Source organism: Luteibacter sp. PvP120 (genome assembly GCF_054055715.1).
This window is the reverse complement of record NZ_JBSRXP010000002.1, coordinates 72541-98540: the sequence shown is the minus strand read 5'-3', so window position 1 is coordinate 98540 and position 26000 is coordinate 72541. Positions and strand designations below refer to the sequence as shown.

Below are 26000 nucleotides of genomic sequence, written 5' to 3'. Positions count from 1 at the left end.
AGATACCCATGCATCATCTCGACCCCGATCGCCTGCCGGTGATCCGCGGCGCCCTGGACCGTTTCCTCCTCAACGGTCACGGTCTCATCGACGGCCTGTTGCTCGATGACGGCATGGAGGTGCACACGCCGCCGCACCTTTCCGCCGCGATCGAGAAAGCCATCAGGCCCGGCGTGACCATCGAGGTGCGTGGCGTGGCGCTGCGTGACGTCGATCTCGTGGTGGCCGTCGCCATCGACCCGCCCCGTGGCAAGCGCATCATGGACGAGGGTCCCGGCAAGGGACACGACAAGCCGAAAGTGGCCGATGACGGTTCGCGCTGGTCGTACGAGGGCACCGTGGAGCGGTTGCTGCACGGTCCCAAGGGCAACGTGCACGGCGTGCTGCTGGACGATGGCGTGATCGTGCGCATCCCGCCCCATGCCGCCGATGCGCTGTCGAAGCATCTCGTGGTCGGCCGGGGTATCGGCGTGGAAGGCCGCTGGCTGGATACGCCGCACGGCGCGGTGATCGAAGCCGACAGCCTCGGCAAGGACGCGGGCTCCGTGACGGCGTTGCCGAAGAAGCCCAAGCCCAAGCACTGATCCAGCCGCTTCCGCGCCCATGAAAAAGGGCGGCGCGTCGATGAGTCGACGCGCCGCCCTTTTTTCGTGGCCTCAGCCGCCCTGCATGGCCGCTTCGGGGATACGCACCGCACGGGCCCGGCTCGGGAACGCGTGCCGCACGATGCGCCAGATCACCTGGCCGAACTGCTTCGGCAGCGAGCCGGTGTTGTAGTGCTGGCCGTACCGCGCGCAGATCTGCTTCACTTCCACGGCCATGGCTGCGTAGCGGTTGGCCGGCAGGTCGGGGAAGAAGTGATGCTCGATCTGGTGGCTGAGGTTGCCCGACATCACGTTGAGCAGCTTGCCGCCGGCGATGTTCGACGAGCCGCGCAGCTGGCGCAGGTACCAGTGGCCGCGGGTTTCGTTGCGGATGGTTTCCTTCGGGAACACTTCCGCATCGGCGGTGAAGTGGCCGCAGAAGATGATGACGAAGGTCCACACGTTGCGCATGCCGTTGGCCACCATGTTGCCCAGCAGCACCGGCAGGAAGAACGGGCCCGCCAGCAGCGGGAACACCAGGTAATCCTTGAGCAACTGGCGACCCATCTTGCGGCCGACCGGACGGAACGCCCGGCGCAGCTCGGCACCCTTCATCTTGCCGGCGAACCAGCGGCCCACGCGCAGGTCCTGGATCGCCACGCCCCACTGGAACAGCAGCATGAAGACCACCGCGATGAACGGCTGCATCAGGTAGAACGGGCGCCAGCGCTGTTCCGGGAAGATGCGCAGCAGGCCGTAACCGATGTCGTCGTCCATGCCGCGCACGTTGGTGTACGTGTGGTGCTGGAAGTTGTGCGTCTTGCGCCAGGCATCGCCCGTGGCGACGATGTCCCATTCGTAGGTCTTGCCGTTGAGCTTCGGGTCGCCCATCCAGTCGTACTGGCCGTGCATCACGTTATGGCCGAGTTCCATGTTTTCCAGGATCTTCGACGCACCCAGGCACAGCACGCCCAGTATCCACGCGGGTACCAGTACGGCGTGCACGAAGGCACCGAGGAAGAGCAGGGCGCGGCCAGCGACGCCGGTCCAGCGCACGGCGGCCACGATGCGGCGGATATAGCGTGCATCGCGTGCGCCGACATCCGCCGTGACGCGTGCGCGCAGGGCGTCCAGTTCGTCGCCGAACGACTGCAGCTCGGCAGCGGAAAGAATGCGGTTGGTGATACGGGCCATGTGATTTCCTTAGAGGTCCAGGACCAGATCGGTGCTCGGCGCGCTGACGCACAGGCGTACCTGGGTCGACGGTTCACCGTTGTGTGCGCCGGTCAGCGTGTGCCGTACCGTGCCTGACTCGCGTCCACAGACGCAGGTGTTGCAGATGCCCATGCGGCAGCCGTGGGCGGGGCGAAGGCCCTGCGCTTCCAGGCCTTCCAGCAGCGACTGGCCGCGGGCGAGGGTGAGGGTGCGACCGCTCCGCGCCAGATGGACCTGGACCTCGCCTTCTTCGCCGTCCACCAGGGCCGGTGCGCTGAACGCCTCGGCATCGAATCGCGCCACGCGGCCTTCCAGTCGCGCGCGGGCGGCCTGGATGAAGCCGCCGGGGCCGCAGGCCAGCACACGGCGCGAGGCAAGGCCGTCCACCGAGGTCAGCGCGATGGCGTCGATGCGCTCGTCGGGGTGGCTTTCGTCGCGCGTCAGCAGGGTGCGCAACCGCAGGCGCGGATGGGCGGCGGCCAGGGCCTGCAACTCGTCGACGAAGCAGAGTTCATCGCGCTGCCGGGCCCAGTACATCAGGTCGACCTTGACCGGCATGCCCTGCGCGGCCAGCGAACGGACCAGTGCGCGCATCGGCGTGATGCCGCTGCCGGCGGCCAGCAGCAGCAGGTCGTCGCGCGGGGCGGCAAGCGTCATCTCGCCGAATGCCTGGCCGAGCGTGACCACGTCGCCGATCCGTGCCTTGCTTGCCAGGTGCCCGCTGACCAGGCCCCCCGGCATGGCCTTCACCGTGATGGCCAGTGTGCCGTCGACCAGGGGGGTGGGGCTGTAGCTACGGACCAGCCGACGACCTTCGATCTCCACGCCGACGTTGACGTGCTGACCCGGCAGCATGCCGCGCCAGTGGCGATTGGGCCGTAGCACGAGGGTCACGGCATCCCGGCCGGCCGGCGCGCGCGAGAGCAGGCGCGCCATGGGCTGTTCGAGGGTCCACAGTGGATTGAACCGGGTGGCCCAGAAGTCGAACAGGGCGGGGGACACGGCACGCCGGACGGCGCGCTGCAGGCGGGGTGGCTTCGGAACGGGGAGGGCGTTCATGCCTTCACTATACGCCCATGTTTACGAATGTCTATACAGTTGTGCAGTGGCGGGGAGGAGTATGATCGGGCCTTGCCCGCCACCGCTGCCTCATGACATCCATCATCCTCACCCCGTCCCTGGCCAACCCGACGCTGCCACGCAAGGTCGGTATCGCCCGTGAGGACCTCCTGGCCGCCGCGCTGAAGCTGATCGGCCCCAACCGCAGCCTCTCCACGGTCAGCCTGCGCGAGGTGGCCCGCGAGGCGGGCATCGCCCCGAACAGTTTTTATCGTCAGTTCCGTGACATGGACGAACTGGCCATCGCGCTCATCGACCTGGCCGGTCGTTCGCTGCGCACCATCATCGGCTCGGCGCGCGAACGCGCCACGTCCACCGACCGCAGCGTCATCCGCGTCTCGGTCGAGACGTTCATGGAGCAGCTGCGCGCCGACGACAAGCTGCTGCATGTCCTGCTGCGCGAGGGCGCGGTGGGCTCGGACGCCTTCAAGCGCGCGGTCGAACGCGAGCTGATGTACTTCGAGGACGAACTGCGGGTCGATCTGATCCGCCTAGCCGCTGCGGAGCACGCCACCCTGCACGAGCCGGCGCTGGTGTCCAAGGCGATCACCCGCCTGGTCTTCGCCATGGGCGCGGTGGCCATGGACCAGCCGCCCGAGCACGATCCGCAGGTGATCGAACAGATCGCCAAGATGTTGCGGATGATCATCACCGGGTCGCGCGTGCTGGACCAGACGGGCGGTTAGGTCCCTCTTCCCGGCAGGCGCCACTGGGGACGCGCCGAATCGGCCTGACGAATCATCGACACGTGGTGGCCGATGATCGCGCGGTCTCATTCCTTAGCCGCCGCCAGGGCCTGCCATGTCCGAAACCATCTTCGAAGCGTTGCGCGAAAGCCACGCGACCCAGCGCTCCCTCGTGCGCAAGCTGCAGCGCTCGGAGCCGGGCCCGCACCGTGTGGAGTTGTTCACCGCCCTGCGTATCGAGCTGGCGGCGCACGAGGCGGCGGAGGAACGCTACCTCTACGTGCCCATGCTGATGGACGATCGCGGGCTGCATTCATCCCGCGACGCCCTGGCCGATCACCATAAGATGGACGACCTGATCGAAGAGATGCAGACGCGCAGCCATGCGGGTCGCAGCTGGACGGCCAACCTGGCGAAGCTCTCGGAAGAGCTGCACGACCATCTGCGCGAAGAGGAAAAGATCTTCTTCCAGTTGGCCGGCAAGATCCTCAAGGAGCCGCAGAAGACCAGCCTGGCGAAGAAATATCGCAAGGATTTCGCCGCGCACGAGAAGCGCCTGCGCGCCGAGTGACCCGTGACGTCGCCGCCGGCACCGGCCCGCGGCGATCCGGCAAGCCGCGGGTTTGCCTGGTCTGGCGCATGATGTGACCATCGCGCGCTTTCAGGGACAGGAGAGTCCATTGCTCAAGACACTTATCTGGCGACCGCTGCAACGACTGGTCGACTTCGTCGCGGGCTCGGCCGTGGGTGGCCTGGTGCTGATGGGATCGGCGGCGCTTGCCATGGCGGTGGCCAACTCGCCCTGGGCGCCCGTGTATTTCGCGGCGTTGCACGCGTCGGTCGGGCCATTGAGCGCTCTGCACTGGATCAACGATGGCCTGATGGCGGTGTTCTTCCTGCTGGTGGGCCTGGAGATCAAGCGCGAGTTCCTCGACGGCGAACTGGCCTCCAACCCGTTGCGTGTGCTGCCGGGGCTTGCGGCGCTGGGCGGAATGATCGTGCCCGCGGCGATCTACCTCCTGGTCAATCGTGGCGATGCCGCATCCATGCGTGGCTGGGCCATTCCCTCGGCCACCGACATCGCCTTCGCGCTAGGCGTGGCGGCCTTGCTGGGCAGCCGGGTACCGGCCTCGCTGAAAGCCTTCCTCGCCGCCCTGGCGATCATCGACGACCTGGGTGCGGTGGTCATCATCGCGGTGTTCTACACGCCGGGGTTGTCCACGCTCTACCTCGGCCTCGCCGTGCTGGCTGTTGCGATCATGGCGCTGATGAATCGTTTCGGGGTTGCCCGGCTGTGGCCTTACCTGCTGCTGGGTGCCGTGCTTTGGGTCCTCGTGTTGAAGTCCGGCGTCCACGCGACGCTGGCGGGCGTGGCGACGGCGCTGTGCATTCCGCTGGCCGATCGCCAGGGTCGCTTGCCGTCGGACGACGATTGCAGCCACTCCCCGCTGCTGCGCCTGGAGCATGCCTTGCACCGGCTCGTGCCGATCACGGTGCTGCCGCTGTTCGGTTTTGCCAACGCCGGCATTTCCTTCGCGGGGGTGGGGTTGGCGCAGTGGCTGGCGCCCACCACGCTGGGCGTCGGTCTGGGGTTGCTGCTGGGCAAACTGGTGGGCGTGTTCGGCGCTGCGTGGCTGGCGATCCGGCTGGGCTGGGCGCGGATGCCGCGGGCCGCGTCGCGCATGCAGCTGTTCGGTACCGCTTTGCTATGTGGCATCGGCTTCACGATGAGCCTGTTCATCGGCATGCTGGCCTTCCCCGACCATCCCGATGTCCAGGACGAAGTGAAGCTGGGTATCCTCGCCGGTTCCCTGCTGGCGGGACTCGCCGGATGGGTGGTGCTGCGTACGGCACCCGCTTCCCCGGACGCGGAGTTCGACGACGGCTGACGCCGTAACGCCTTGTGCATCGCGGTATGCTTCGGGGTGAACGTTCATCCCTTCGAAGGAGCCTTTCGTGGCCGATCGCAAAGACATCGAATGCTGGCTCACCGATATGGACGGCGTGCTGGTGCACGAGAACAAGGCCTTGCCGGGCGCCCCCGAGCTGATCCGGCAATGGCGCGACCAGGGCAAGCCCTTCCTGGTTCTGACCAACAATTCGATCTTCACCCCGCGCGACCTCAGCGCGCGGTTGCGCACCTCGGGCATCGACGTGCCGGAAGATCAGCTGTGGACCTCGGCGCTGGCGACGGCCGCTTTCCTGAAAGCCCAGTCCCCCGGTGCCTCCGCGTTCGTCATTGGTGAGGCGGGCCTGACCACGGCGCTGCACGAGGCCGGGTTCATCATGACCGACACCGCACCCGACTACGTGGTGCTCGGCGAAACGCGCACGTATTCGTTCGAGGCGATCACCAAGGCCATTCGCCTGATCGGCGCGGGTGCCCGCTTCATCGCCACCAATCCCGACGTGACCAGCCCCAGTGCCGAAGGGCCGTTGCCGGCGACCGGTGCAGTGGCGGCGCTCATCACCAAGGCGACGGGTCGCCTGCCTTACATCGTCGGCAAGCCGAATCCCATGATGTTCCGCTCGGCCATGAACAAGCTGGGCGCGCACTCGCACAATACGGGCATGATCGGCGATCGCATGGATACCGACGTGGTGGCCGGCATCGAGGCCGGCCTGCACACGGTGCTGGTGCTCAGCGGCATCGCCGACCGGGCCGAAGTGAATCGTTATCCCTTCCGCCCGGCGGAAATCCTCGATTCGGTCGCGGACCTGCTCGAGGGCTGAGGGTCGCTTACTTCGAGGGCTTGGCGGCGTCCACGGGGGTGGGCGCCTCCACCTTCGGCAGCGTCATCTTCTGGCGCTGCGTATCGATGCGGCGCTCGCGCGCAGGCAAGTCGAGCTTTTGCGGCCTGCCGCTGGCCAGGGCCTCCATGATGCCCTCGACGATCAGCACGTCGATCAGGCCTTCCTGGCCGTCCGGCTCAGGATCCTCGTTGCCGAGGATGCATTCGGAGAAGTATTTCAGCTCGCCGCCGAACTGGTCGGTGACCGGGGGGCTGACCGTTTCCTGCGTATCGCCGATGCTGACCGTCTGCTCCAGCGACTTGCCATAGGTGAAGCAGGGACGCATGTGGACGCTGCCCTTGGTGCCTGCGGCGTAGAACGCGTCCACGGCGTGGCCGTAATACGACACAGAGAACAAGGCCACCCGGTGACCGGGGAAACGCAGCGTCACCGCCACGGTATGGTCGAAATCGCCCAGCCCCGAGTCCGGGTGACGCAGCCCCACGGCCGACACCACCTCGATCGGATCGGCATCGAACACGTAGCGCGCGGCATTGATGGGGTAGGGGGCCATGTCGAACACCGGGCCGGCCTTCGCGCCGTTGGTCGCACGATGGTTCTTCGGGTCGACCATCTGGGCGAACGTCGCGCTGAAGGTGTGCACCTGGCCCAATTCGCCCGAACGGATACGGTCGATCAGCGACAGCGTGGACGGCTCGAAGTGGAGCCGGTAGGCCACCATCAGCCTGGCGGTCGACGCCGCCGCTGTCGCCAGGATCTCGCGGCTGGCCTCGCTGCTGATCTCCAGCGGCTTTTCCACCAGCACGTGGATGCCGGCCTTCAGCGCGGGAATGACGAATTCGGCGTGCCGCCAGTTGGGCGTGGCGATGTACAACGCGTCGATCTTGCCGGAGGCGAGTAGCTCGTCGAACTGGTCGTAGCTGTAGACGCTGTCGATGCCGTACCGCTCGCCCACCTTGGCCGCCTTGGCCGTGTCGCTACTGACCAGCGCCGTGACGACGGAGTTACCCGTGTGGTCCACACCGGGCAACATCGCTTCCTGGGTGATGTCGCCCAGGGCAACGAAACCATAGCGGACCTTGCGGTCGGTCGGGGTGGGAGTGGTTACGGACATCGGATGCTCCTTGGATATCGAGCATCCAGTATGGAATCGCAGGTGTTCATGGCACGTGGTAAACAGGCGAACAAAACCGTGAAAGCCTGCCGCAGGCGGCAGCCCACATTGCTTCCACACGGCGACCTGCCAGAATGGCGCGTCCCGGAGAAACCCATGTCCCACGCGCCCGCCCCCAAGTTGCCCGCTGCGGCGGAAGCCCGTCGCCTGGCGGCGCTGTCGTCGTTCGGCATCCTCGATACCGAGAAGGAAGGGCCTTTCGAGGACATCGTCCGGATCGCGTCCTACGTGTGCCAGGCGCCCATATCGGTGGTCAACCTGATCGATGCCGAGCGGCAGTGGTTCAAGGCGGAGATCGGGCTGGGCGTGCGTGAGACGCCGCTGGACACCTCGCTGTGCGCCCATGCGATCCTCGAGCACGATCTGCTGGTCGTTCCCGACACCACGCGCGATACCCGGTTCGCCTTCAATCCGCTGGTCACCGGCGAGCCGGGACTACGGTTCTACGCGGGGGCGCTGCTCAAGACCGCGGACGGCCTGCCGCTGGGCACCGTGTGTGTCCTGGATACCAAGCCGCGCACGCTCGACGACTTCCAGCTCGACACGCTGCGCCGGCTGGCCCGGCAAGTGATGTCCCAGCTGGAGCTGGGCCGCATGCTGCGCCGCTCGGAGCGGCGTGGCGATCACCTTGCGCGCCTGGTGGCGACCGCCGGCCACGACCTCAAGGCGCCACTGCGCGCGGCGCTCTACGCGATCTCGCGGGTGCGCGGCTCGGTGCCCGACGACCAGCTACCCCGCCTGGACGGGGCCAGCGCCGACCTGCTCGGCATGGACCAGCAACTGAACCGCCTGCTGGCGGCCACGCGCGTGGATGCCGGCGGCGACACGGTGGAGTTGACCCCGGTGGTGCTGGGAGACGTCTTCGACGCGCTGGACACCACCTGGCGACGGGCGGCGCAGCGCAAGCGCGTGGCGCTGACGATCGAGCCCACCACGGCGGTGGTGCTCGCGCATGGGCTGCTGCTGGAGACGGTGCTGGGCAACGCCTTGTCCAACGCCGTGAAGTACACCCCCGAGGACGGCACGGTACGCATGGCGGCGCAAGCCATCGACGGCAAGGTCATCATCGATGTCGAGGACACCGGCTGCGGCATCGCGCCCGACAAGGTCGAGGAACTGTTCGCCGCGTTCCGGCAGGCCGACCCGCAAGCCGAAGGCCTGGGACTGGGCCTGTGGCTGGTGCGGCAGAGCGCGGACGCGCTGCGCGCGGAAGTCCGCATCCTTCCGCGGGAAGGTGGCGGCACCTGTTTCCGGGTGGTCCTCGACGAGGTGTCGGGCTCGCCGGCCGCTGAAACGGCCTGAGCCCACCCCACGTCCGGTTCAGAACGTCGCACCGATCGACAGCGTCGCGAAGTCGTGGTCGGCCAGCGTGTCGTACGTGGGATGCCCGAGATAGTTCGTGTAGGTAAGGTTGGCGAACCAGGTGGTGTCCAGGGTCGCGCCCACCCCCAGGGTGACCTGCCTGCGGCCGCCCACCAATTGGCCGTCCACCGAATAACCATGCACGTCCTGGCCGATGCCCAGGCTGGGCGACACCACCCAGCCGTGCGCCACGGGATAGGCCAGCGCGGTCTTTAGTCGATAGCCCCAGGCAGACCGCGTGTAATAGCCGCCGTCGTGGCAGCCCGCGGGGTTCTGGATGGCGGTACAGGCGCCGCCGTAGCCCTCGCTGGAAAAGCCCCAGTGGAAGCCGCGCCCGTAGCGCACGTCGGTCAGGCTGGGCAGGTCGGTATGGCTGTAGGCCAGCTCGGCGGCAAAGCTGCCGCTGGCCGCGCCCAGCACTCCGGTGAAGGCCCGCGTGGTGTTCAACAGCAACTGCGTGCGGTCGTGGCGGTCGGAGCCTGCGAGCACGCCGCCCGGCGGCAGGCGTGGGTTGCGAGCCCCGATGGGGCCACCGCTGCGCGTCAGCGCGGCGAACATGTCGGCGGTATTGATCTGCACCGGCAGGTCCTGCGTGTAGCTGGCCTCGCCCGCGATCTTCCAGGCGCCCACGCGTGTGCTGGCGGAAACGCCCCAGAGACGGATGTCGTCGGGGTAATCCCACAAGACGTGGATGGAAGAAAGCCGTGCGGACAGCTGGGCGTCCGCCAATGGCGCGCCGGCCGCCAGCAGCAGGGGCACGACGGCGTTGTTCTGCTGCGCGGGATCGATCGTCGTGGCGTCGAGGATCGGCAGGCGCGAGTTGTAACGCATGTAGTACACGGCCAGGTTGGTTGCCGGGCGATCGAAGGTGTAGCGCAGGGTGGCGCCGTACTGGCCGTGGTCACTGCCATCGCGTGTGTCCGCGCGGGGCAGCACGCCACCGACCGCATACTGGTAGCCGTCGCTAAGCCACCGCCCGGCACCCGGGCTGTAGGCGTTGATCGGGTAATAGGCGTTGCTCTCGATACCGCCGCAGCCCGGGTCCACGCCCAGGTCGGTGCCGGAGAAGAACGTGCCGCAGGGGTCCAGTTCAGCGGGGCGCCACTTCCACTGGTAGAACGCTTCCACACTCCAGTGCGGATCGAAGGTCAGCTTGCCCCAGAGCATCTCGACCGGCAGTTGCGCCTCGGTGGCCGGATCCGTCCCGGGCCGGTGCAGCGTGGTGTAGTCGGTGGGGTTCACCTGGTTCACGCCCTGCATGAACAGGCCTTCGCCCCATTTCACCGTCTGCTTGCCCAGTCGCAGGTCGAGCGCCGCTTGGTCGTCCAGCGCGAAGTGGCCGTACACATAGGCGTTGAGCCACATGAAGCCGGAGAAACGATTGGACCGGGACAAGCCGTGATCGTCCAGCGGCCGGTCGGCGGCGAATGCGCTGGCGCCGCTGCCCTGCGGCACGTCGTGGTGTTCGAGCGTGGGGTCGTACCAGGCACGCGCGCTGGCGGCGAGGCCGATGTTCTCGTACTTCAGGTCCAGTGCGCTGGTGACCTTGAACAGGCTGGCATAGACATCGTTCTTGCCGTAGTTGAGGTTGCCGTCATCGGCGGTGTCGGCGCCATCGCCGCCCTTGGGCTTGCCGTCGGATCGGAAGCCCTTGCCGATCAGGTGCTTCGACGGATCGTTCAGGCGCACGCCGGCACCTGCCACGATGCGGGTCTTGAGTGTGCCTTTTACCTGGCCATCGGCGAGCGTGAAGTCGGTGGCGTGCAAGGCGGTGGCGAACAGCGCCGTCAGCGGGGCCGCCGCGAGTAGCCATCGGCGTGGATGCATCGTTGGTTCCCTGGAAAGCTTGACGGCATTCTAGACATGGCAGCTATATTGGGCGCAAGGCGTCTGGACGTCCGTCTTCTGCGACTTTCGTCGCAGCTTTACTCGTTTCCCCCTCGTATCCGGCGAATACCGCTCATGAGTGCAACCCTTCCCGATGACACCGTCGACGCGCGCCCCCTGGATCGCCGCGATGCGAAAACGCTGGTGCTTTCCGCGCTCGGCGGCGCGCTGGAGTTCTACGACTTCGTGATCTTCGTGTACTTCGCGAAGACCCTCGGCCACCTGTTCTTTCCGCCGGGCGGCTCGGACTGGCTGGCGCAGCTTCAGGCCTTCAGCCTGTTCGCCGTGGCCTACCTTGCCCGCCCGCTGGGCGGCATCGTCATGGCGCACTTCGGCGATCGCGTCGGCCGCAAACGCATGTTCACCCTCAGCGTGTTCCTGATGGCGGTGCCGACGCTGTTGATCGGTGTACTGCCCACCTACGCCAGCATCGGCCTGTTCGCGCCGGTATTGCTGACCTTGCTGCGCGTGGTGCAGGGCGTGGCCATTGGCGGCGAAGTACCCGGCGCCTGGGTCTTCGTGTCGGAGCACGTGCCCTCGCGTCGCAAGGGCCTCGCCGTGGCCAGCCTTTCCGCGGGCCTCACCTTCGGCATCCTGCTGGGCTCGTTGCTGGCCGCCTACCTCAACGCGCACATGTCGCCCGAGGCGCTGATGGACCATGGCTGGCGCATCGCCTTCATCCTGGGCGGGGTGTTCGGTTTCATCGCCGTCTACCTGCGTCGCTGGCTCAGCGAAACACCCGTGTTCGCACGCATGCGCGAGCGTCGGCAGCTGTCCGAGGAACTGCCGGCGTGGGTAGTGGTGCGCGACCATCTGCCGGGCGTGCTGCTGTCGATGGCCGTCACCTGGGTACTCACGGCAGCCATCGTGGTGGTCATCCTGATGACGCCCACGCTGATGCAGACGGCGTTCCACGTCGATGCCGTGCGGGCGTTCACCGGCGGCAGCATCGGCGCGTTCACCCTTTGCCTGGGATGTGTCGGTGGGGGCTTGCTGGTGGACTGGCTGGGCCGCGGTCGCGCCATGCTCATCGCATCGGTGGGCCTCATGCTAAGCACCTACGCGCTGTATTTCGACCTGCAGGCCGGTGGCGCCCACCTGTATCCGTTGTATGCGCTGGCCGGGGCCTTCGCCGGGGTGGCGGGCGTCGTGCCCGCCGTGCTGGTCGCGGCGTTTCCCGCCCCGATCCGTTTCTCGGGCATTTCCGTGTCCTACAACGTGGCCTATGCGATCGCGGGCGCGGTAACGCCGCTGGTCGTGGGCTACCTGGCCAGGGCGGCCGGCGGCATCGGCCCGGCGCACTATGTTGCGCTGGTGTCGTTGGTCGGGGTCGCCGCGTCCGTCTACATGATCGTGGACAAGCGCCACGCCGTGTGGTCCTGACCCCAACGCAGCGCGGGGCTTCACATCGATTTCATGCGGGTGACGGCGTGGCGCGGTGCCATCGGCGTCAACCCGGTTGCGCGCCGGTCCGGGCTTGGGCATGCTTTCCTCATCGTGCACCGTCCCTGGTGACGGCCACGACGGTTTCCCGCATTCCCTTTCGTCCCCTACACGTCGCACCAGACCCATGACTGATGTCATCACCCTTGGCTGGCGCGAACGGCTCGCACTTCCGTCGCTCGGCGTCACCGTCCTCAAGGCCAAGCTCGATACGGGCGCGCGCACCTCGTCGCTGCACGTCGAGTGGCTGGAGGTGGACGAGCGCGCCGATGGCGCATGGTTGCGCTTCCAGGCGCGGACCACCCGCAAGGGCGGGTTGTCTGAGCCCTGCGAGGCGAGGGCGACCGGCCGGCGCAACGTCACCGATTCAGGCGGTCATCGCACCACGCGCTGGTTCATCGAAACCGAGATCGAACTCGCCGGTCGCCGCTTCATGGCGGAGGTGAACCTGACCGATCGCCGGCACATGCTTTTCCCCCTTTTGCTCGGCCGGACGGCGCTCTTCGGGCGCTTCCTGGTCGATCCCGCGCTTTCCTATTCGCAGACGCCGCGCCGCGTCGTCCGGGACCATCCATGAAGCTGACCATCCTGTCGCGCAACGCGCGGCTGTATTCCACGCAGCGGCTTGTCGAGGCGGCGCGCAAGCGGCGCCACACCGTGCGTGTGATCGACCCCCTGCGTTGCTACATGAGCATCTCGCCGGGATCGTTCGCCATCCATTTCAAGGGCAAGCCGCTGGGCCCGGTGGACTGCGTCATTCCCCGGATCGGTGCCTCCAGCACCTTCTACGGCACCGCGGTGCTGCGCCAGCTGGAGCAGATGGGCGTCTACACGCCCAACCCCTCGGACGCGGTGCTGCGCGCCCGCGACAAGCTGCGGTGCCTGCAACTGCTGGCGTCCCGTGGTATCGACATGCCGCTGACCGCCTTCGGCGACAACCCCGACGACACCTCCGACCTGCTGGCGATGCTCGGCGACCCGCCGCACATCATCAAGCTCAACGAGGGCACCCAGGGGGCGGGCGTGGTGCTGGCGGAGAAGAAATCGGCCTCGCAGAGCGTGATCGAGGCGTTCCGCGGGTTGTATGCCAACTTCCTCGTCCAGGAGTTCATCCGTGAGGCCAACGGCAGCGACCTTCGCTGTTTCGTGGTCGGCAACGAGGTGGTCGCGTCCATGCAGCGCTCGTCCGCGCCGGGCGAGTTCCGGGCCAACCTGCACCGTGGCGGCAGCGCCGCCCAGGTGGAACTGTCCGACGACGAGCGACGGGTGGCGATCGAGGCCGCGTCGGCGCTGGGCCTGGAGGTGGCGGGCGTCGACCTGCTGCGTTCCTCGCGCGGCCCGCTGCTGCTGGAGGTCAATGCGTCGCCGGGGCTGGAGGGTATCGAGGGCAGCACCGGCGTCGACGTGGCCGGCGCCATCATCGCGCACTGCGAGGAACGCCTGGCCGCCCGGCCGGCCGTGCCGAAGGCACGCAAGCCCAAGGCGCCCAAGGGATTAACAGCGATTTAAACGGTGCTGACCTATAAAGGTTCCACTGTGATTCCGCGGGGCGGAATGACGGTATCGGGGCAGTAGTTCTTTCGGCCCGGGCGGTCCTTCCGCCCGGGCCTCTCTTTTAGTGCTGTCCGCTTCACGGGTTCCCCGTTAAGCTTGCTGTCGCAATACTTGCAAGATTCACAAGAGCGACCGCCCAACGGAGTGCCGCATGCGCGTCCTGGTCATTGAAGACAACACCGACATCGCGACGAACATCGGGGATTACCTCGAGGATCGCGGCCATGTCGTCGATTTCGCCGGAGACGGCGTCACGGGCCTGCACCTGGCCGTGGTCCACGACTTCGACGTCATCGTGCTCGATCTCACCCTCCCGGGCATGGACGGCCTGGACGTCGCCAAGAAATTGCGCCACGAGGCGCACAAGCAGACGCCCGTGCTGATGCTGACCGCCCGCGACTCGCTGGAGCACAAGCTCACCGGCTTCGAGTCCGGCGCGGACGACTACATGACCAAGCCGTTCGCGCTGCAGGAACTTGCGGCCCGGCTGGAGGTGCTTGCGCGCCGGGGCAAGGGCCCGCAAAGCCGTGTCCTCAAGGTCGGTGGCCTCACCTACAACCTCGACACCCTCACGGTCAGCCGCGAGGGCAAGTCGATCCAGCTCAACCCGATCGGCCTCAAGCTGCTGCAGGCCCTGATGGAAGCCAGCCCGTCGGTGGTCACCCGTCAGGACCTGGAACAGCGCGTCTGGGGCGAGGAACTCCCCGATTCCGATTCCCTGCGCGTGCACATCCACGGCCTGCGCGCCGCGATCGACAAACCCTTTGAAAAACCGTTGATCCACACGCGTCACGGTATTGGCTATCGCATGGTCGATCCGGATGCGGTCCAGACGTAAGCTTCGTTTCCGCCTCATCGTCACCTTCGCGCTGTTCGGCTTCGGCCTCAGCGCGCTGTTCGCGTACGCGGCCGTCAACATCCGCACCCGCGTCGAAGAGCAGCTGATCAACTCCGCGTTGCAGGACGAGGTGGACTCGATCAACGCGAAGGTCCGCGCCAACCCGGCCGAGCGCCCGCCGTTCGACATCATCAAGGGTGCGACCTTCAGCGACCGCACGCTCTACAAGGCGCCGCTGAACTGGCAGTCGCTGGAGACGGGCGTGCACGACGTGTACGAGGATGGCAAGGACGGCAAGCCCCGGCATTACAAGGTGGCCGTGCGGCGTGAGGACGGCATCATCAGCTTCATCCAGTTCGACGTATCCCGCGACGAGCTGGGCAAGCGTCAGCTGGTCACCAGTGTGGTCGCGGCGGTGTTCCTGTTCGGCCTGTTCTCGCTGGTGCTGGGCGTGTGGCTGTCGTCGCGTGTGCTTCGCCCGGTGACTGACCTGGCCCGCCGCCTGCGCGACTTCCGCCGGGTGGGCAAGGCCGAGGCACTGGCGCCGCACTTCGCCGACGACGAGGTGGGCGAGCTGGCCGTAGCGCTGGACGAATACGCCATGCGGCTGACCTCCGTGGTGGAGCGCGATCGCGAGTTCAACTCCGATGTCAGCCACGAGCTGCGCACGCCGCTGGCGGTCATCGCCAGCACCACCGAATTGCTGCAGGGCTCACCGGACCTGACCGACAAGCTGCGCGAGCGGCTCAAGCGCATCGAGCGCGCGTCGCGCCAGGCCACCGAGCTGATCGAGGCCTTGCTGCTGCTGTCGCGCGCGGAACGCCGCGGCCCCACGCGCGGCGAGACCACCGACGTGGCCAAGGTGTCGGCGGACGTCATCGAGAGCCAGCGCCCCCAGATGGGCATGAAGCCCATCGAGATCGAGCTGATCGCGGACGGCAGCGTCACGGTGAATGCGCCGGCCTCGGTCCTGTCGGTGGCGCTGACCAACCTGATCGGCAATGCCATCAAGTACACGATGGAAGGCAAGGTGACGGTGCGCGTGCTCGACGGCCGCGTCGACGTGATCGATACCGGCCCCGGCATCAAGCCGGAAGACGCCGAAAAGCTGTTCCAGCGCGGCATCCGCGGCGAAAGCGCTACGGGCGGCGGTGCCGGCCTGGGCCTGGCGATCGTGCGTCGCCTGTGCGAACTGTACGACTGGGACGTGTCGCTGCGGCCGCGCCCCGACATGGCCGGCGCAATCTCGACCATCGACTTCCGCTGACGTAGCAACAATAGCTGTCACCAAGCTTTCATTTTACTGTCGCACCATCTGGGGCTTCACGGCGCGAGAAGGGCGGTCCTCAGGGGAGGCACATGCCGCGGCGCCCGAGCATGTAAGGACGCCCCTTGTTCAAGTATTCCGCTTTGGCCGTTGCCCTGGGCATGGCCCTCGCCTCCGCCGCGTACGCCACGGATAACGACACCACACCGCCGCCTGCGACCACCGGCGCCACCGCCGGACGCGAGAAGGCTCAGGACCTGGACACGGTGTCCGTCATCGGCAGCGGCGAGACGCGCCAGGTGCAGCGCCTGCGGACCACCGACCAGAAGGCGTTGCCGCCGGGTACCAGCCTGCAGAAAGTGCTCAACACCTTGCCGGGCGTCAACGCGCAGTCCGCCGACGCGCTGGGTACCAACGAGCAGTCCATGACGCTGAGCCTGCGCGGCTTCAGCGGCACGCGCCTGGGCTATACCCTCGACGGCATGCCGTTGGGTGACAGCGCGTACAACAACTACAACGGCCTGTCGATCAACCGCGCGCTGATCTCCGAGAACTTCGCCGGCGCGGAGCTTTCCGAAGGCATCGGCAACCTCGGTACGCCCTCCACCAGCAACCTGGGTGGCACGATCGCCTACAGCTCCAACGACCCGGCGAAGACGATGGGTGGCCGCGTGGCCCAGACCTTCGGCAGCGACGCCAACCGTCGCACCTTTGCCCGCTTCGATACCGGCGAGCACGACGGTTTCTCGATGTACCTGTCGGGCGCGCGCACCACGTCGGACCTGTGGAACCACCAGAGCGTGTACAACGGTTCCACCACCAAGCAGTTCAACGGCAAGGCGGTGTGGGATTTCGACTGGGCGCGTTTCACCGCCTTCGCCGACACCTCGCGTACCTCGCAGGCGGATTATTTCTACCTGTCCAAGAGCGAGCTGGCACGCGGGCTGGGTTACGACTGGGGTGGCTACGCCCCCAACTGGCAGCGGGCCATCGGCAAGGCGTACTGCAATGCCGGCACCCTGAATGCGCGGCGCTGCGACCGCAGCGGCGCGGACACGGATGCGGACGGTGCCTTCACCGCGGGGCAGATCCTGCGTGACGACAACCTGTACTACCTCGCGGGCGATTTCTTCCCCAGCGACACGGTGACCCTGCACGCCCAGGTCTACCATCACGAGGACGCCGGCGAAGGCCACAACTGGAACAGCGGTACCTACTCGTATCCGGGTACGCCGCAGCAGTTGCCGATCATCTTCCGCAACACGCTCTACACGATCAACCGCTCGGGCGCGATCCTCTCGGCCGCGTGGGACTTCGCCAACCATCATCTCGAAGGCGGCGTCTGGTACGAGCACAACATTTCCAGCGCCTCGCGCTACAGCAGCTACGTCACCGGTCCGCGCGACCTCAGCGGCAGGATCGACACCCAGCCCAACCTGGGCGTGTTCGACCAGCGCACCGTGTGGAACACGCGGCAGGCCTTCCTGCAGGACACCATGCGTTTCCTCGACGATGCGCTGACCGTCGACGTGGGCGTGAAGAGCCCGCATGTCACCTCCGACGCGCAAGCGCTGCCGGGCGTGGCCAGGACACCGATCAGCCCGACCTCCAACAACCAGTTCGCCACCGGCAAGCTGAGTGCGAGCAAGGCCTTGCTGCCGCAGTTCGGTGCGCGCTACAAGCTGGCCGAGGGCCAGGAAGTGTTCGCCAGCTTCGCCAAGAACATCGCCATGTTCCAGGGTGGTTTCAAGCTCGGTCCGCAGGCGGTCAGTCAGTCGATCTGGAACAGCCAGGGCGACCTGAAGCCGGAGAAGTCGCGCAGCCTCGAGGCCGGCTACCGTCTGGAGCGCGACGGCTTTGCCGCATCGCTGGCGGCCTACGACGTGCGCTTCGACAATCGCCTGCTGCAGTACAACCCGTGCGATTCGCGCCAGCCGGTCGGCGCCAATTGCGGCAACCGCTTCTACAACGTGGGCGGCGTGAACAGCCGTGGCGTGGAAGCCACCTTCGTGTGGCAGCCGACCGATCACCTGCGCTGGTACAACTCCGCGTCGTACAACCGCTCCACCTATGCCGGTGACTATACGCAGGCCGGCGTGGTGCAGCACACCCGCGGCAAGACGCAGACGGACACGCCGGGGCGGCTGCTGGCCACGCAACTCGACTGGAACCAGGGCCCCTGGTTCGCCTCGCTGCGCGGCAAGTACACCGGTGAGCGCTTCTACACGTACACCAACGACCAGGGCTTCGGCGGCTTCACCACCTGGGACATGTCGGCGGGTTACGACTTCGGTGCGTTCTCCGTGGCCAGGGACGTGCGCCTGACGCTCAACGTGACCAACCTCACTAACAAGCGTTACGCCAGCAACCTGGATTCGAGCGCCTTCGTGCCGAGCGACCCGAACGGTACCGCCTATGTCTTCCACGCGTCGGCACCGCGCCAGCTGTTCGCCACGCTGGACGTGCGGTTCTGATGCGTCGGCTCATCGCGGGCCTGGTCGCCAGCCTGGCGCTCGGCGGCCTGTCGGCACAGACCCTCGAGCTGCGCGTGCCCGACCTCGCGGCGACGCCGCTGCCGCGCAGCGTCGACATGGGCGGTGTCACCTATGTCGACCACGGCCTGGTGGCCGCGGGCTCGCTGCCTGCGGGCACGGTGGATTTCCTCGGTGACACGCTGGGCTCGTTCTCGTCGCTGGCGATCCAGCCGGGCACCTGGAAACGGGAGGGCGATACGTACACCGGCGTGTTGTGGACCTTGCCGGATCGCGGGCGCAACGACCCCGAGCACCAGCTTTTCTTCGACTACCGGGCGCGACTGCACCGCTTCAGGCTCACCCTGCGCCTGGGCGACACGCCGCAACTGACCTTGCTGCCGGACGGCGGGCGGGAACTGCGCGACTTCGATGGCCGGCCCTTCACCGGCGCCGAGCCGGGGCAGGGTACCCGTAGCGAGCATGGCATCGTGTTGCCGTCACCGGCGAAGGGGACGGGGGCCGGCAAGGTGTCGCTGGACGCCGAGTCGTTGCAGTTCACGCCCGATGGCGGTTTCTACGTCGGCGACGAATACGCGGCCAACGTATATCGCTTCGACCCGCGTGGACGACTCACCGGCATCGTGGTGCCGCCGCTCGCGGTGCGCCCGCGGGATGCCGCCGGTCGCCCGGACTTCACCTCGCTGCGTCCGCCAGCCACAGGCCGGCGCAACAACCAGGGCGTGGAAGGCATGGCGCTGTCGCCCGACGGCACGCGCCTGTTCGTGGTGCTGCAAAGTGCCCTGGTGCAGGACAGCGCGCCCGGCGACGCGTCCGGCCGCACGCTCGCGCGCGTGGTCGTCTACGACACGAGCCGCACCACGGTGCCGTCGACGCCCATCGCGCACTACGTGGTGCGCCTGCCGTCCTATACCGATCGGGGTGACGGCGGCAGCCCGAACCGCACCGCGGCGCAGAGCGAGATCCGCGCGCTCGACGACCATCGGTTCCTCATGCTGGCTCGCGACGGCAGTGGCTACGGCGCCGAGCGCAGGCGGCCCATCGTCTTCAAGAGCATCCTGCTGGTGGATACCGACGGCGCCACCAACCTCGCGGGTACGCCGTACGAAACCGCCGCCACGCCGGTCATCGATGCGCACGGCATGTTGCGTACGGACATCCATACGGCCACCACGCGGCCGTTCGTGAACCTGCTGGACCCGGCCAACCTGGCCCGTTTCGGCCTCGGTGTGCAAGCGGACGAGGCGGGCAAGGCACAGCTGTCGGAGAAATGGGAGGCGATGGACCTGGTGCCCGCACTCGATCCCGCGCATCCCGACGACTGGTTCCTGCTGGTCGGCAACGACAACGACTTCATCGCGCGGCACTGTGTCATGGACGGCCAGCGCTGCGATTCGGACATCGACAACGACAACCGCATCCTCGTGTACCGGCTGAGCTTGCCGGGCATGCGTTCCGCCACCGCTCCCCACCACCGATAAGGGTTACGCGCATGATGAAACGTACGGTTCTCTCGCTGCTTTCGGCGAGCCTCCTGCTGGGCTCGTTCGCCAGCCACGCCAATAGCCCGGCCTATGTCGACAGCAAGGAATACAAAGTGCTGCTGGACGCGTCGCGCTTCGCCAGCAACCCGTCCAGCGCGGCCGGTACGCTGCTGCAGAACCTGTCCACGCGCCTGAGCGCGCTGGGCTTCGACAAGACGGTCGGCGGCGGCTTCACTGCGGGCAACCGTGACACGCTGGCCTATTACGACACGGCGCACAGCTGCGCGCTGATGAAGGCGGGTTACTCGGTGCGCACGCGCGCCGGCGACGACCTGGACATCCAGTTCAAGTTCCGCCATCCGGATGAGGAACTGTCTTACGCCACGGACGTCTCCGGCGCGGGCAAGAACAAGAAGACCAAGCTGGAAACGGACGTCACCCCCGGCGGTCTCGTGCTGGCGCATTCGACCAAGCAGGATGCGACGACCACGCCGGGTACGGTGGCGGACCTGATCAAGCAGTTCCCCGGCGCATCCGCGTTGTCGTCGCTGTCGTCGTCCACGCTGTCGAAGGTGGCCGGCGTCACCGTGACACAGCAGGAATACGACGGCCCCACCGCCGACCTGGGCCAGTCCGTGGCCGAGTTCACGCTCACGTTGTGGTACGTGGACGGTGCAGCCACGCCGGCCCTGGCCGAGTTGTCGTTCCGCGTGGACGCGGATGCGGACAAGTACTTCACCACGCCGGTGCTGCAGCGCTCGCAGGTGCTGAATACGGCAATGGGCTCGATCGGCAACGGCTGGAACATCGCCAACGACGGCGGCAAGACGAGCTGGCTGTACGCCTATCGCTCGTCGTCGTTCCCGAACGGCTTCTGTAACTGATTCACCCCTGAGGGGGGCCTTCGTGGCAGCTGGTGGCGTTGCACAGGATCTCGATCGGTGCACCGCCACTGTCGCAACGGCTGAAGAAGTGGGCGTTGTCTCCGTCCACGCTGCGCACGCGCAGCATCCGCTCGCACTGGTGGGCGGATGCCACGTCCTGCGCCGCTTCGAACATCGGCTTGCCGATGCGGTTGTCCAGGGCGGCCAGGCCGTACTCGGCCTTCACTGGCGCGGCTGGCGCGGCCATCGACGCCGATGAGGGCACCGCCCCGCGCTGCGGTGCGGTCACGCGGGCTGCGACAGCGTCGGCATGGGCCGGTGCAACACTGGCCGGGGCGACCATGGCGTCGTCGGGGGCCCGTAGCGCCGGCGCTTCAGTCACGAGCAGCTTGCTCTCGCGCACGCCTTTCTGGCCCTTGGTTTCGTCTACACGGTGCAGCAGCGAGCTGGCTGCCCACATGCCGACCTTCACCTCCTGCCAGACGTAGTACACCTGGCCCGCGGTGGTGGCCAGGGAGAGGGTGGAGTCCGTTTCGCCCTTGGACGTAATGATGTGGTTGCCGCCGAGAACGGCAACTTCAAGGAAGCTGTTGGGACCGGTGTCGCCCACGGCGATGCCATCGACGAGTACCGGAAGCTTGATCGCGGTGCCGAGGATCTCGTTGCGGTAGATGTAGACCACGGCCTTGTCCGGCACCGGTGCGAAACGCTTCGCCCGCGCGTCGGCGTCCTGGCCGGCCTTGTGCACGCTGGCGCAACCGCTGACGGCGCACGCGGCGGCTATCGCCCAGACGGCGACCTGTTGGACCTTCATGTGTTTTCCCCCTGTGGAATGCGGAACATCGCGCGCAGGGCACACCCCTGCGCGCGATGTTTTATCACAACGGTTCGAGCCAGCCCCAGCGGTCGGTCGTCTTGCCACTGAACAGGCCGAAGAACAGTTCCTGCAGGCGGCGCGTGATCGGACCGGCCTTGCCGGTGCCGATCTGCTTGCCGTCGACCGAGCGGATGGGCGTGACTTCCGCCGCCGTGCCGCACATCAGGATCTCGTCGGCCAGGTAGAGGTACTCGCGCGGCAGGTCGCGCTCGATCACCTCGAGGCCTTCCTCACGGGCGAGCGTCATCAGCGTGTGGCGCGTGATGCCCGTGAGGATCGACGCACTGGCCGGAGGGGTGTGCAGCGCGCCGTCGAAGACCAGGAACAGGTTCTCGCCGGCACCTTCGCTCAGCAGGCCCGTGGAGGCCAGTGCGATGCCTTCGCCGAAGCCGAGGCGACGTGCCTCGCGGGCGATCAGCTGGCCGGACAGGTAGTTGCCGCCGGCCTTGGCACCGGCCGGGATGGTGTTGGGCGCGAACCGCTGCCAACTGGAGACGCAGGCTTCGATGCCGTTCTCCAGGGCCTCGGGGCCGAGGTAGGGACCCATGGGCCAGGTGGCGACGGCCACGTCGGTCGGGCAGTCGGCGGAGAGGCCGAAACCGCCCAGGCCACGGAACGCGACCGGGCGCAGGTAGGCCGCCTGCAGGTCGTTCTTCTTGACTACCTCACGGCACGCGGCCGCAAGCTCCTCAATCGAATATGGAATCTCGATGTCGTAGATCTTCGCGGACAGGTACAAGCGCTTGAGGTGGTCGGTGAGGCGGAAGATCGCCGCGCCGTCCGGCGTCTTGTAGCTGCGGATGCCTTCGAAGACCGAAGAGCCGTAATGCAGCGCGTGGGCCATGACGTGGACGGTGGCATCGCGCCAGGGCTTGATCTGCCCGTTCTGCCAGATCCATTCGGGGTAATTCTGCGACATGTGAGCGCTCCGGAGGGGACCGCCCATGATAACGGGTGCCAGCCGGCGGCACATGGCGCGTTGCGTCAGGGCATCGGTGGAAGACTCAGGGCCGCGGGCGCAGCCACAGGCAACCCGAGTCGCGGACCACGTCGAAATGCGCATGCCGTGTGGCGAGCCCGCCGCCGGGTACGGAGGTCGCCACGTCGATGCCCGCCGCCTCGTCGCCGTCCAGCGACACCAGCGGCTGACGGATGAGCGCCTCGATGCCGCGCATGCCCTCGGTCGCGCTTTGCCCGGAGGCATTCCACAGTACGAGGCCGCCGATGCGGTTGGCGCTTTTCAGGGCGAAGCCCTGGGCGATGCCGGTGCGCAGGTCCGCCAGGCTCTTGGCGCAGAGCAGCCCCGCCGTGGCGCCATCGGCGGCGGCTCCGCCGGGACGTGCCGACGTGGCCGCGGGCGGCAGGACCGGGGTGGCACCGATGGTCGCGCAGGGCTGGTCGGTAAAGGCCGGGCGCCCGTCCGTCCCCACACAACGATGGATAGCCGTCTGCGCGGCGGCAGGTACGGCGATCGCAAGCAGGGTGCAGAGGATGGGAAGGACGCGCTGACGGTTCACGGGAGGCATGCGAGGAAGGGGGTGACCATCGTCTCCCACGACGCCTCCACGGACGGTGACGGACGGCAACGGAGGGCGAGGGGCGCGACCGGTCCGGTAGGGGGGCTCTGGTAAAGTGGCACATCCCACCACGCAGCGGCCCACACCTTCATGGCCCCGACCCCCGCCGACACGTCGCGCTTGCCGATCTCCCTGTGCGTCATCGCGCAGAACGAAGCCGACCGTATCGTCGCCTGCCTCGCCTCCGCCGACTTCTGCGACGACGTGGTCGTCGTGGACGGCGGCTCCCTGGACGCGACCGTCCCGCTGGCCGAAGCGGCGGGCGCGCGCGTGATCCACCGCCCGTTCGACGGCTTCCGTACGCAGAAGGATTTCGCCGTGGCCGCCGCGCGGAACGACTGGGTGCTTTGCCTGGACGCGGACGAATGGGTGGACCCCAGTCTTCGTGCGGCGATCCTGGCCCGCTTCGCCAAGGGCACCGGCGACACCGCCGCGTTCCGCATCGTCCGGCGCAACCGCTTCCTCGGCAAGGTGATGAAGCACGGCAACGCGGGCTCCGATCGTGTCGTGCGCCTGTTCGACCGGCGCACCGCGGGCTGGCACGGTGCCCGCGAGATCCACGAGTCCGTCGTGGTCAACGGCCGCACGGAAGCCATCGACGGCTGGCTCGACCACGATCCCTACCGGTCGTTGTCGGCCATGCTGGCCAAGCAGGAACGCTACGCGCACCTCATGGCCGAAGAGGCCTTCGCCAAGCGCAAGCGCACGGGCCTGGCGCAGATCGTGCTCAGTCCCGCGTTCCGTTTCCTCAAGGGCTATGTCTTCCGCGGCGGCTTCCTCGACGGCTGGCGCGGGCTGATCTATGCCCTGCTGCGCGTGGAATACGTCCGCCGCAAGTACGTGAAGCAATACCTGCTGCAGAAGGGCTTCAAGCCCTGACGATCACCGGGCGAACAGGGCCGCGCGATCGCGCCAGGCCTTGTAGCGACGCACGGGATTGAGCGGTTTGCGCCCGAGCCGCGCCGCGCCGGTAGCGAGCATGGCGTCGGTCGCATCGAGCACACGCTCGCTCGAACGCCCGTCGCGGTAGGGGTGGATGTCGTCGCCGTGGGCCTTGAGCGCCGCCATCAACGCTGCCGGGTGCGACAACGCCACGTGGATGGCCGCATCCACGTCGGCCGGCGTCGCCACGTCCAGCATGAACGGCTCGGGCCGCCGGTTCGCCACGGTGACCACCGGTTTGTCCTGCACCGCGAATTCGTGGATCACCGACGAGGTGTCGCAGACCAGCACGTCCGCGGCGCGTTCCATGTCGATCAGGCGCTCGGCATCCAGGTAGCGCGCATTGGGCGCCTCCAGCGCGCGATAGGCCTGGATGAGTTCCGGCTCGGATTTCGGGTGCAGTGTCAGCAGCCACTGGCGGTCGCCACGGGCGATCAGCGAACGCAACGTCTCCTGCATCGCCGGTGCGCAACTGAGGCGATGACTGAAAGTGGAGGCGAACATCACCACCGGTCGACCATCGCGTGCCATCAGTGGGCTGGGCTCGGGGCCGAACAGGGGATCGAGCTTGGGCCAGCCCGTCTCGACCACGGCAAAATGACCGTGCTGCGCCGCCAGCGCCTGGAAGGGCAACGTCGTCGCGGGCCCCTGCGTGGTGTACAGATCGAAAAAACCGCGGATGGCGAAGTGGCCGCGGTCCGGCTCACGCTTGTTCGCGTTGAAGCCGTGAAACACCTGCACCTTGAGCCCCGGGATGCCGGGTGGCGCCCAGTTCGCAGCGCAGAACGTCGCATCCGGCGCGAAGGCGCGTGCTTCGGACAGCTGGCGCAGGCGCACTTCGTCGTTGCCCAGCCGCGCCGCCACGGCATCGGTCGTCAGCCAGCGCACCGCGATACCCCGCGCCATGGCAGCCGCTGCCAGGGGGCGCAGGATCGGCAGCGCATAGGCCTCGGTGGCGAACATGACGCAGGCACGCATGCAGGAATTCCTGGTGGGTCGGTGAACGGGCCGAAGTATAGAAGACGACGCCTCTATAACCGGTCGAGCACCGCCGTCGTCGCGCGTGCGCGATTGATCGTGTAGAAGTGCAGGCCCGGTGCGCCGCCGTCGATCAATCGGCGGCACAGTTCGGCGACTACGTCTGCTGCCAGTTCACGTACCGCTGCCGCGTCGTCGCCATGGGCCTGCATGCGCTTGACGATCCACCGCGGAATCTCCGCGCCGCACTGCTCCGAGAACCGGCGCAGCTGGCTGAAATTGGCGATCGGCATGATGCCGGGCACGATGGGGATGCTCACGCCGAGGCGGGTCACGTCTTCCACGAAGCGGAAATATGCGTCGGCATTGAAGAAATACTGCGTGATCGCGCCATCCGCGCCCGCGTCCACCTTGTCCCGGAAATGGCGCAGGTCGGCCAGGGCATTCTCCGCCTGCGGGTGCGTCTCGGGATAGGCCGCCACCTCGATGTGGAAGTGATCGCCGCTGTGCTCGCGTATGAAGGCGACCAGCTCCGCGGCATAGCGGAAGTCGCCTGGCGTGGCCATGCCTGAGGGAAGGTCGCCGCGCAGGGCGACGATGCGCCGGCAGCCCGAGGCCTTGTACGTGTCGAGCAGTTCGCCGATCTCTGCCCGCGTGCCGCCCATGCAAGACAGGTGCGGGGCCACCGACAGCCCGTGCTCCTGGCGCAGCTGTTTCACGGTCTTATCCGTGTAGCTGAGGGTCGAGCCGCCGGCACCGAAGGTCACCGAGACGTAGTCCGGCTCGCTCTTCTTCAGTCGGCTCACCGCGGCATCGAGCTGGACGCGCTGCTCTTCGGTCTTGGGCGGGAAGAATTCGAAGCTGATCGCAGGCATGGTCGGCA

General features: G+C 67.3%; 24 protein-coding genes. 15 read left to right on the top strand and 9 right to left on the bottom strand.

Annotated features, from left to right (window positions below; genetic code table 11):
• Nucleotides 1–8 precede the first annotated feature (8 nt).
• On the top strand, nucleotides 9–584 hold the full coding sequence (locus tag ACVKN3_RS04315; protein WP_354513928.1) for a hypothetical protein: 576 nt from the start codon (nucleotides 9–11) through the stop codon (nucleotides 582–584).
• 72 nt (nucleotides 585–656) lie between these two features.
• Here ACVKN3_RS04315 and ACVKN3_RS04310 read toward each other — a convergent pair whose 3' ends face one another.
• Both ACVKN3_RS04310 and ACVKN3_RS04305 read right to left on the bottom strand, forming a co-directional pair.
• Nucleotides 657–1778: a fatty acid desaturase family protein gene (locus ACVKN3_RS04310; protein ID WP_354513930.1), complete on the bottom strand. Its 1122-nt coding sequence runs from the start codon at nucleotides 1776–1778 to the stop codon at nucleotides 657–659.
• A gap of 9 nt (nucleotides 1779–1787) precedes the next feature.
• Nucleotides 1788–2858, bottom strand: coding sequence for a ferredoxin reductase (locus ACVKN3_RS04305; RefSeq protein WP_354513932.1), 1071 nt, complete (start codon nucleotides 2856–2858; stop codon nucleotides 1788–1790).
• Nucleotides 2859–2950: 92 nt separating this feature from the next.
• Between ACVKN3_RS04305 and fabR the strand changes: the two genes are divergently transcribed.
• The 4 genes from fabR (at nucleotide 2951) to ACVKN3_RS04285 (ending at nucleotide 6337) form a co-directional block, all read left to right on the top strand.
• Entirely contained in the window at nucleotides 2951–3604 is a 654-nt protein-coding gene (fabR, locus tag ACVKN3_RS04300; RefSeq protein ID WP_285405240.1) for an HTH-type transcriptional repressor FabR, read from the top strand.
• A gap of 115 nt (nucleotides 3605–3719) precedes the next feature.
• Nucleotides 3720–4175, top strand: coding sequence for a hemerythrin domain-containing protein (locus ACVKN3_RS04295; protein ID WP_285405241.1), 456 nt, complete (start codon nucleotides 3720–3722; stop codon nucleotides 4173–4175).
• Between the two features lie 109 nt (nucleotides 4176–4284).
• The gene (gene nhaA / locus ACVKN3_RS04290) at nucleotides 4285–5493 is read left to right on the top strand and encodes a Na+/H+ antiporter NhaA (protein ID WP_354513934.1); all 1209 of its coding nucleotides are present in this window, start codon (nucleotides 4285–4287) and stop codon (nucleotides 5491–5493) included.
• Nucleotides 5494–5560: 67 nt separating this feature from the next.
• A complete protein-coding gene (locus ACVKN3_RS04285) occupies nucleotides 5561–6337 on the top strand; it encodes an HAD-IIA family hydrolase (RefSeq protein WP_036137774.1) in 777 nt (258 codons plus the stop codon).
• 7 nt (nucleotides 6338–6344) lie between these two features.
• Here the strand turns inward: ACVKN3_RS04285 and ACVKN3_RS04280 are convergent, their stop codons facing one another.
• Nucleotides 6345–7472 carry a Gfo/Idh/MocA family protein gene (locus ACVKN3_RS04280; RefSeq protein ID WP_354513937.1) on the bottom strand — a complete coding sequence of 376 codons (1128 nt, stop codon included), beginning with the start codon at nucleotides 7470–7472 and terminating at the stop codon, nucleotides 6345–6347.
• Between the two features lie 156 nt (nucleotides 7473–7628).
• On the opposite strand from ACVKN3_RS04280, the gene ACVKN3_RS04275 reads away from it, so the two are divergent.
• Nucleotides 7629–8834, top strand: coding sequence for a GAF domain-containing sensor histidine kinase (locus ACVKN3_RS04275; RefSeq protein WP_285405244.1), 1206 nt, complete (start codon nucleotides 7629–7631; stop codon nucleotides 8832–8834).
• Nucleotides 8835–8852: 18 nt separating this feature from the next.
• Here the strand turns inward: ACVKN3_RS04275 and ACVKN3_RS04270 are convergent, their stop codons facing one another.
• Nucleotides 8853–10721 carry a DUF1302 domain-containing protein gene (locus tag ACVKN3_RS04270; RefSeq protein ID WP_285405267.1) on the bottom strand — a complete coding sequence of 623 codons (1869 nt, stop codon included), beginning with the start codon at nucleotides 10719–10721 and terminating at the stop codon, nucleotides 8853–8855.
• Between the two features lie 135 nt (nucleotides 10722–10856).
• On the opposite strand from ACVKN3_RS04270, the gene ACVKN3_RS04265 reads away from it, so the two are divergent.
• The 8 genes from ACVKN3_RS04265 (at nucleotide 10857) to ACVKN3_RS04230 (ending at nucleotide 20743) form a co-directional block, all read left to right on the top strand.
• Entirely contained in the window at nucleotides 10857–12164 is a 1308-nt protein-coding gene (locus ACVKN3_RS04265) for an MFS transporter (protein WP_285405269.1), read from the top strand.
• Nucleotides 12165–12351: 187 nt separating this feature from the next.
• Nucleotides 12352–12801: an ATP-dependent zinc protease family protein gene (locus tag ACVKN3_RS04260; protein WP_285405271.1), complete on the top strand. Its 450-nt coding sequence runs from the start codon at nucleotides 12352–12354 to the stop codon at nucleotides 12799–12801.
• Nucleotides 12798–13733 carry a 30S ribosomal protein S6--L-glutamate ligase gene (rimK, locus tag ACVKN3_RS04255; RefSeq protein ID WP_285405273.1) on the top strand — a complete coding sequence of 312 codons (936 nt, stop codon included), beginning with the start codon at nucleotides 12798–12800 and terminating at the stop codon, nucleotides 13731–13733. The genes ACVKN3_RS04260 and rimK overlap by 4 nt, the downstream gene beginning before the upstream one ends.
• A gap of 196 nt (nucleotides 13734–13929) precedes the next feature.
• Nucleotides 13930–14616, top strand: coding sequence for a response regulator transcription factor (locus ACVKN3_RS04250; RefSeq protein ID WP_036110317.1), 687 nt, complete (start codon nucleotides 13930–13932; stop codon nucleotides 14614–14616).
• On the top strand, nucleotides 14600–15883 hold the full coding sequence (locus tag ACVKN3_RS04245) for a sensor histidine kinase (RefSeq protein WP_036137760.1): 1284 nt from the start codon (nucleotides 14600–14602) through the stop codon (nucleotides 15881–15883). Before ACVKN3_RS04250 ends, ACVKN3_RS04245 begins: the two co-directional genes overlap by 17 nt.
• A 161-nt stretch (nucleotides 15884–16044) precedes the next feature.
• Nucleotides 16045–18357 (top strand): TonB-dependent receptor, encoded by a 2313-nt coding sequence (locus ACVKN3_RS04240; protein WP_354514023.1) that lies wholly within the window; start codon nucleotides 16045–16047, stop codon nucleotides 18355–18357.
• Nucleotides 18357–19856 carry an esterase-like activity of phytase family protein gene (locus tag ACVKN3_RS04235; RefSeq protein WP_354513940.1) on the top strand — a complete coding sequence of 500 codons (1500 nt, stop codon included), beginning with the start codon at nucleotides 18357–18359 and terminating at the stop codon, nucleotides 19854–19856. The genes ACVKN3_RS04240 and ACVKN3_RS04235 overlap by 1 nt, the downstream gene beginning before the upstream one ends.
• A gap of 11 nt (nucleotides 19857–19867) precedes the next feature.
• The gene (locus ACVKN3_RS04230) at nucleotides 19868–20743 is read left to right on the top strand and encodes an immunoglobulin domain-containing family protein (protein WP_354513942.1); all 876 of its coding nucleotides are present in this window, start codon (nucleotides 19868–19870) and stop codon (nucleotides 20741–20743) included.
• A 1-nt stretch (nucleotide 20744) separates the two neighbouring features.
• Here the strand turns inward: ACVKN3_RS04230 and ACVKN3_RS04225 are convergent, their stop codons facing one another.
• The 3 genes from ACVKN3_RS04225 to ACVKN3_RS04215 form a co-directional block, all read right to left on the bottom strand.
• Nucleotides 20745–21557, bottom strand: coding sequence for a DUF2846 domain-containing protein (locus ACVKN3_RS04225; protein ID WP_354513944.1), 813 nt, complete (start codon nucleotides 21555–21557; stop codon nucleotides 20745–20747).
• Between the two features lie 64 nt (nucleotides 21558–21621).
• Nucleotides 21622–22539: a branched-chain amino acid transaminase gene (locus ACVKN3_RS04220; RefSeq protein WP_036137753.1), complete on the bottom strand. Its 918-nt coding sequence runs from the start codon at nucleotides 22537–22539 to the stop codon at nucleotides 21622–21624.
• 85 nt (nucleotides 22540–22624) lie between these two features.
• Nucleotides 22625–23137 carry a DUF4124 domain-containing protein gene (locus ACVKN3_RS04215; protein ID WP_354513946.1) on the bottom strand — a complete coding sequence of 171 codons (513 nt, stop codon included), beginning with the start codon at nucleotides 23135–23137 and terminating at the stop codon, nucleotides 22625–22627.
• A gap of 150 nt (nucleotides 23138–23287) precedes the next feature.
• Between ACVKN3_RS04215 and ACVKN3_RS04210 the strand changes: the two genes are divergently transcribed.
• A complete protein-coding gene (locus ACVKN3_RS04210; RefSeq protein WP_354513948.1) occupies nucleotides 23288–24076 on the top strand; it encodes a glycosyltransferase family 2 protein in 789 nt (262 codons plus the stop codon).
• 3 nt (nucleotides 24077–24079) lie between these two features.
• Here the strand turns inward: ACVKN3_RS04210 and ACVKN3_RS04205 are convergent, their stop codons facing one another.
• Nucleotides 24080–25117 carry a CDP-glycerol glycerophosphotransferase family protein gene (locus ACVKN3_RS04205; protein ID WP_354513950.1) on the bottom strand — a complete coding sequence of 346 codons (1038 nt, stop codon included), beginning with the start codon at nucleotides 25115–25117 and terminating at the stop codon, nucleotides 24080–24082.
• Between the two features lie 53 nt (nucleotides 25118–25170).
• Nucleotides 25171–25992 carry a methylenetetrahydrofolate reductase [NAD(P)H] gene (gene metF / locus ACVKN3_RS04200; RefSeq protein ID WP_354513952.1) on the bottom strand — a complete coding sequence of 274 codons (822 nt, stop codon included), beginning with the start codon at nucleotides 25990–25992 and terminating at the stop codon, nucleotides 25171–25173.
• Between the last annotated feature and the right edge of the window lie 8 nt (nucleotides 25993–26000).

What these genes read in the sequence shown, in the direction of transcription:
- ACVKN3_RS04315 (WP_354513928.1), top strand. Translation starts at nt 9, where the DNA reads ATGCATCATCTCGACCCCGATCGCCTGCCGGTGATCCGCGGCGCCCTG.
- ACVKN3_RS04310 (WP_354513930.1), bottom strand. Translation starts at nt 1,778, where the DNA reads ATGGCCCGTATCACCAACCGCATTCTTTCCGCTGCCGAGCTGCAGTCG.
- ACVKN3_RS04305 (WP_354513932.1), bottom strand. Translation starts at nt 2,858, where the DNA reads ATGAACGCCCTCCCCGTTCCGAAGCCACCCCGCCTGCAGCGCGCCGTC.
- fabR (WP_285405240.1), top strand. Translation starts at nt 2,951, where the DNA reads ATGACATCCATCATCCTCACCCCGTCCCTGGCCAACCCGACGCTGCCA.
- ACVKN3_RS04295 (WP_285405241.1), top strand. Translation starts at nt 3,720, where the DNA reads ATGTCCGAAACCATCTTCGAAGCGTTGCGCGAAAGCCACGCGACCCAG.
- ACVKN3_RS04280 (WP_354513937.1), bottom strand. Translation starts at nt 7,472, where the DNA reads ATGTCCGTAACCACTCCCACCCCGACCGACCGCAAGGTCCGCTATGGT.
- ACVKN3_RS04275 (WP_285405244.1), top strand. Translation starts at nt 7,629, where the DNA reads ATGTCCCACGCGCCCGCCCCCAAGTTGCCCGCTGCGGCGGAAGCCCGT.
- ACVKN3_RS04270 (WP_285405267.1), bottom strand. Translation starts at nt 10,721, where the DNA reads ATGCATCCACGCCGATGGCTACTCGCGGCGGCCCCGCTGACGGCGCTG.
- ACVKN3_RS04265 (WP_285405269.1), top strand. Translation starts at nt 10,857, where the DNA reads ATGAGTGCAACCCTTCCCGATGACACCGTCGACGCGCGCCCCCTGGAT.
- ACVKN3_RS04260 (WP_285405271.1), top strand. Translation starts at nt 12,352, where the DNA reads ATGACTGATGTCATCACCCTTGGCTGGCGCGAACGGCTCGCACTTCCG.
- rimK (WP_285405273.1), top strand. Translation starts at nt 12,798, where the DNA reads ATGAAGCTGACCATCCTGTCGCGCAACGCGCGGCTGTATTCCACGCAG.
- ACVKN3_RS04250 (WP_036110317.1), top strand. Translation starts at nt 13,930, where the DNA reads ATGCGCGTCCTGGTCATTGAAGACAACACCGACATCGCGACGAACATC.
- ACVKN3_RS04245 (WP_036137760.1), top strand. Translation starts at nt 14,600, where the DNA reads ATGCGGTCCAGACGTAAGCTTCGTTTCCGCCTCATCGTCACCTTCGCG.
- ACVKN3_RS04240 (WP_354514023.1), top strand. Translation starts at nt 16,045, where the DNA reads ATGGCCCTCGCCTCCGCCGCGTACGCCACGGATAACGACACCACACCG.
- ACVKN3_RS04235 (WP_354513940.1), top strand. Translation starts at nt 18,357, where the DNA reads ATGCGTCGGCTCATCGCGGGCCTGGTCGCCAGCCTGGCGCTCGGCGGC.
- ACVKN3_RS04230 (WP_354513942.1), top strand. Translation starts at nt 19,868, where the DNA reads ATGATGAAACGTACGGTTCTCTCGCTGCTTTCGGCGAGCCTCCTGCTG.
- ACVKN3_RS04225 (WP_354513944.1), bottom strand. Translation starts at nt 21,557, where the DNA reads ATGAAGGTCCAACAGGTCGCCGTCTGGGCGATAGCCGCCGCGTGCGCC.
- ACVKN3_RS04220 (WP_036137753.1), bottom strand. Translation starts at nt 22,539, where the DNA reads ATGTCGCAGAATTACCCCGAATGGATCTGGCAGAACGGGCAGATCAAG.
- ACVKN3_RS04210 (WP_354513948.1), top strand. Translation starts at nt 23,288, where the DNA reads ATGGCCCCGACCCCCGCCGACACGTCGCGCTTGCCGATCTCCCTGTGC.
- ACVKN3_RS04205 (WP_354513950.1), bottom strand. Translation starts at nt 25,117, where the DNA reads ATGCGTGCCTGCGTCATGTTCGCCACCGAGGCCTATGCGCTGCCGATC.
- metF (WP_354513952.1), bottom strand. Translation starts at nt 25,992, where the DNA reads ATGCCTGCGATCAGCTTCGAATTCTTCCCGCCCAAGACCGAAGAGCAG.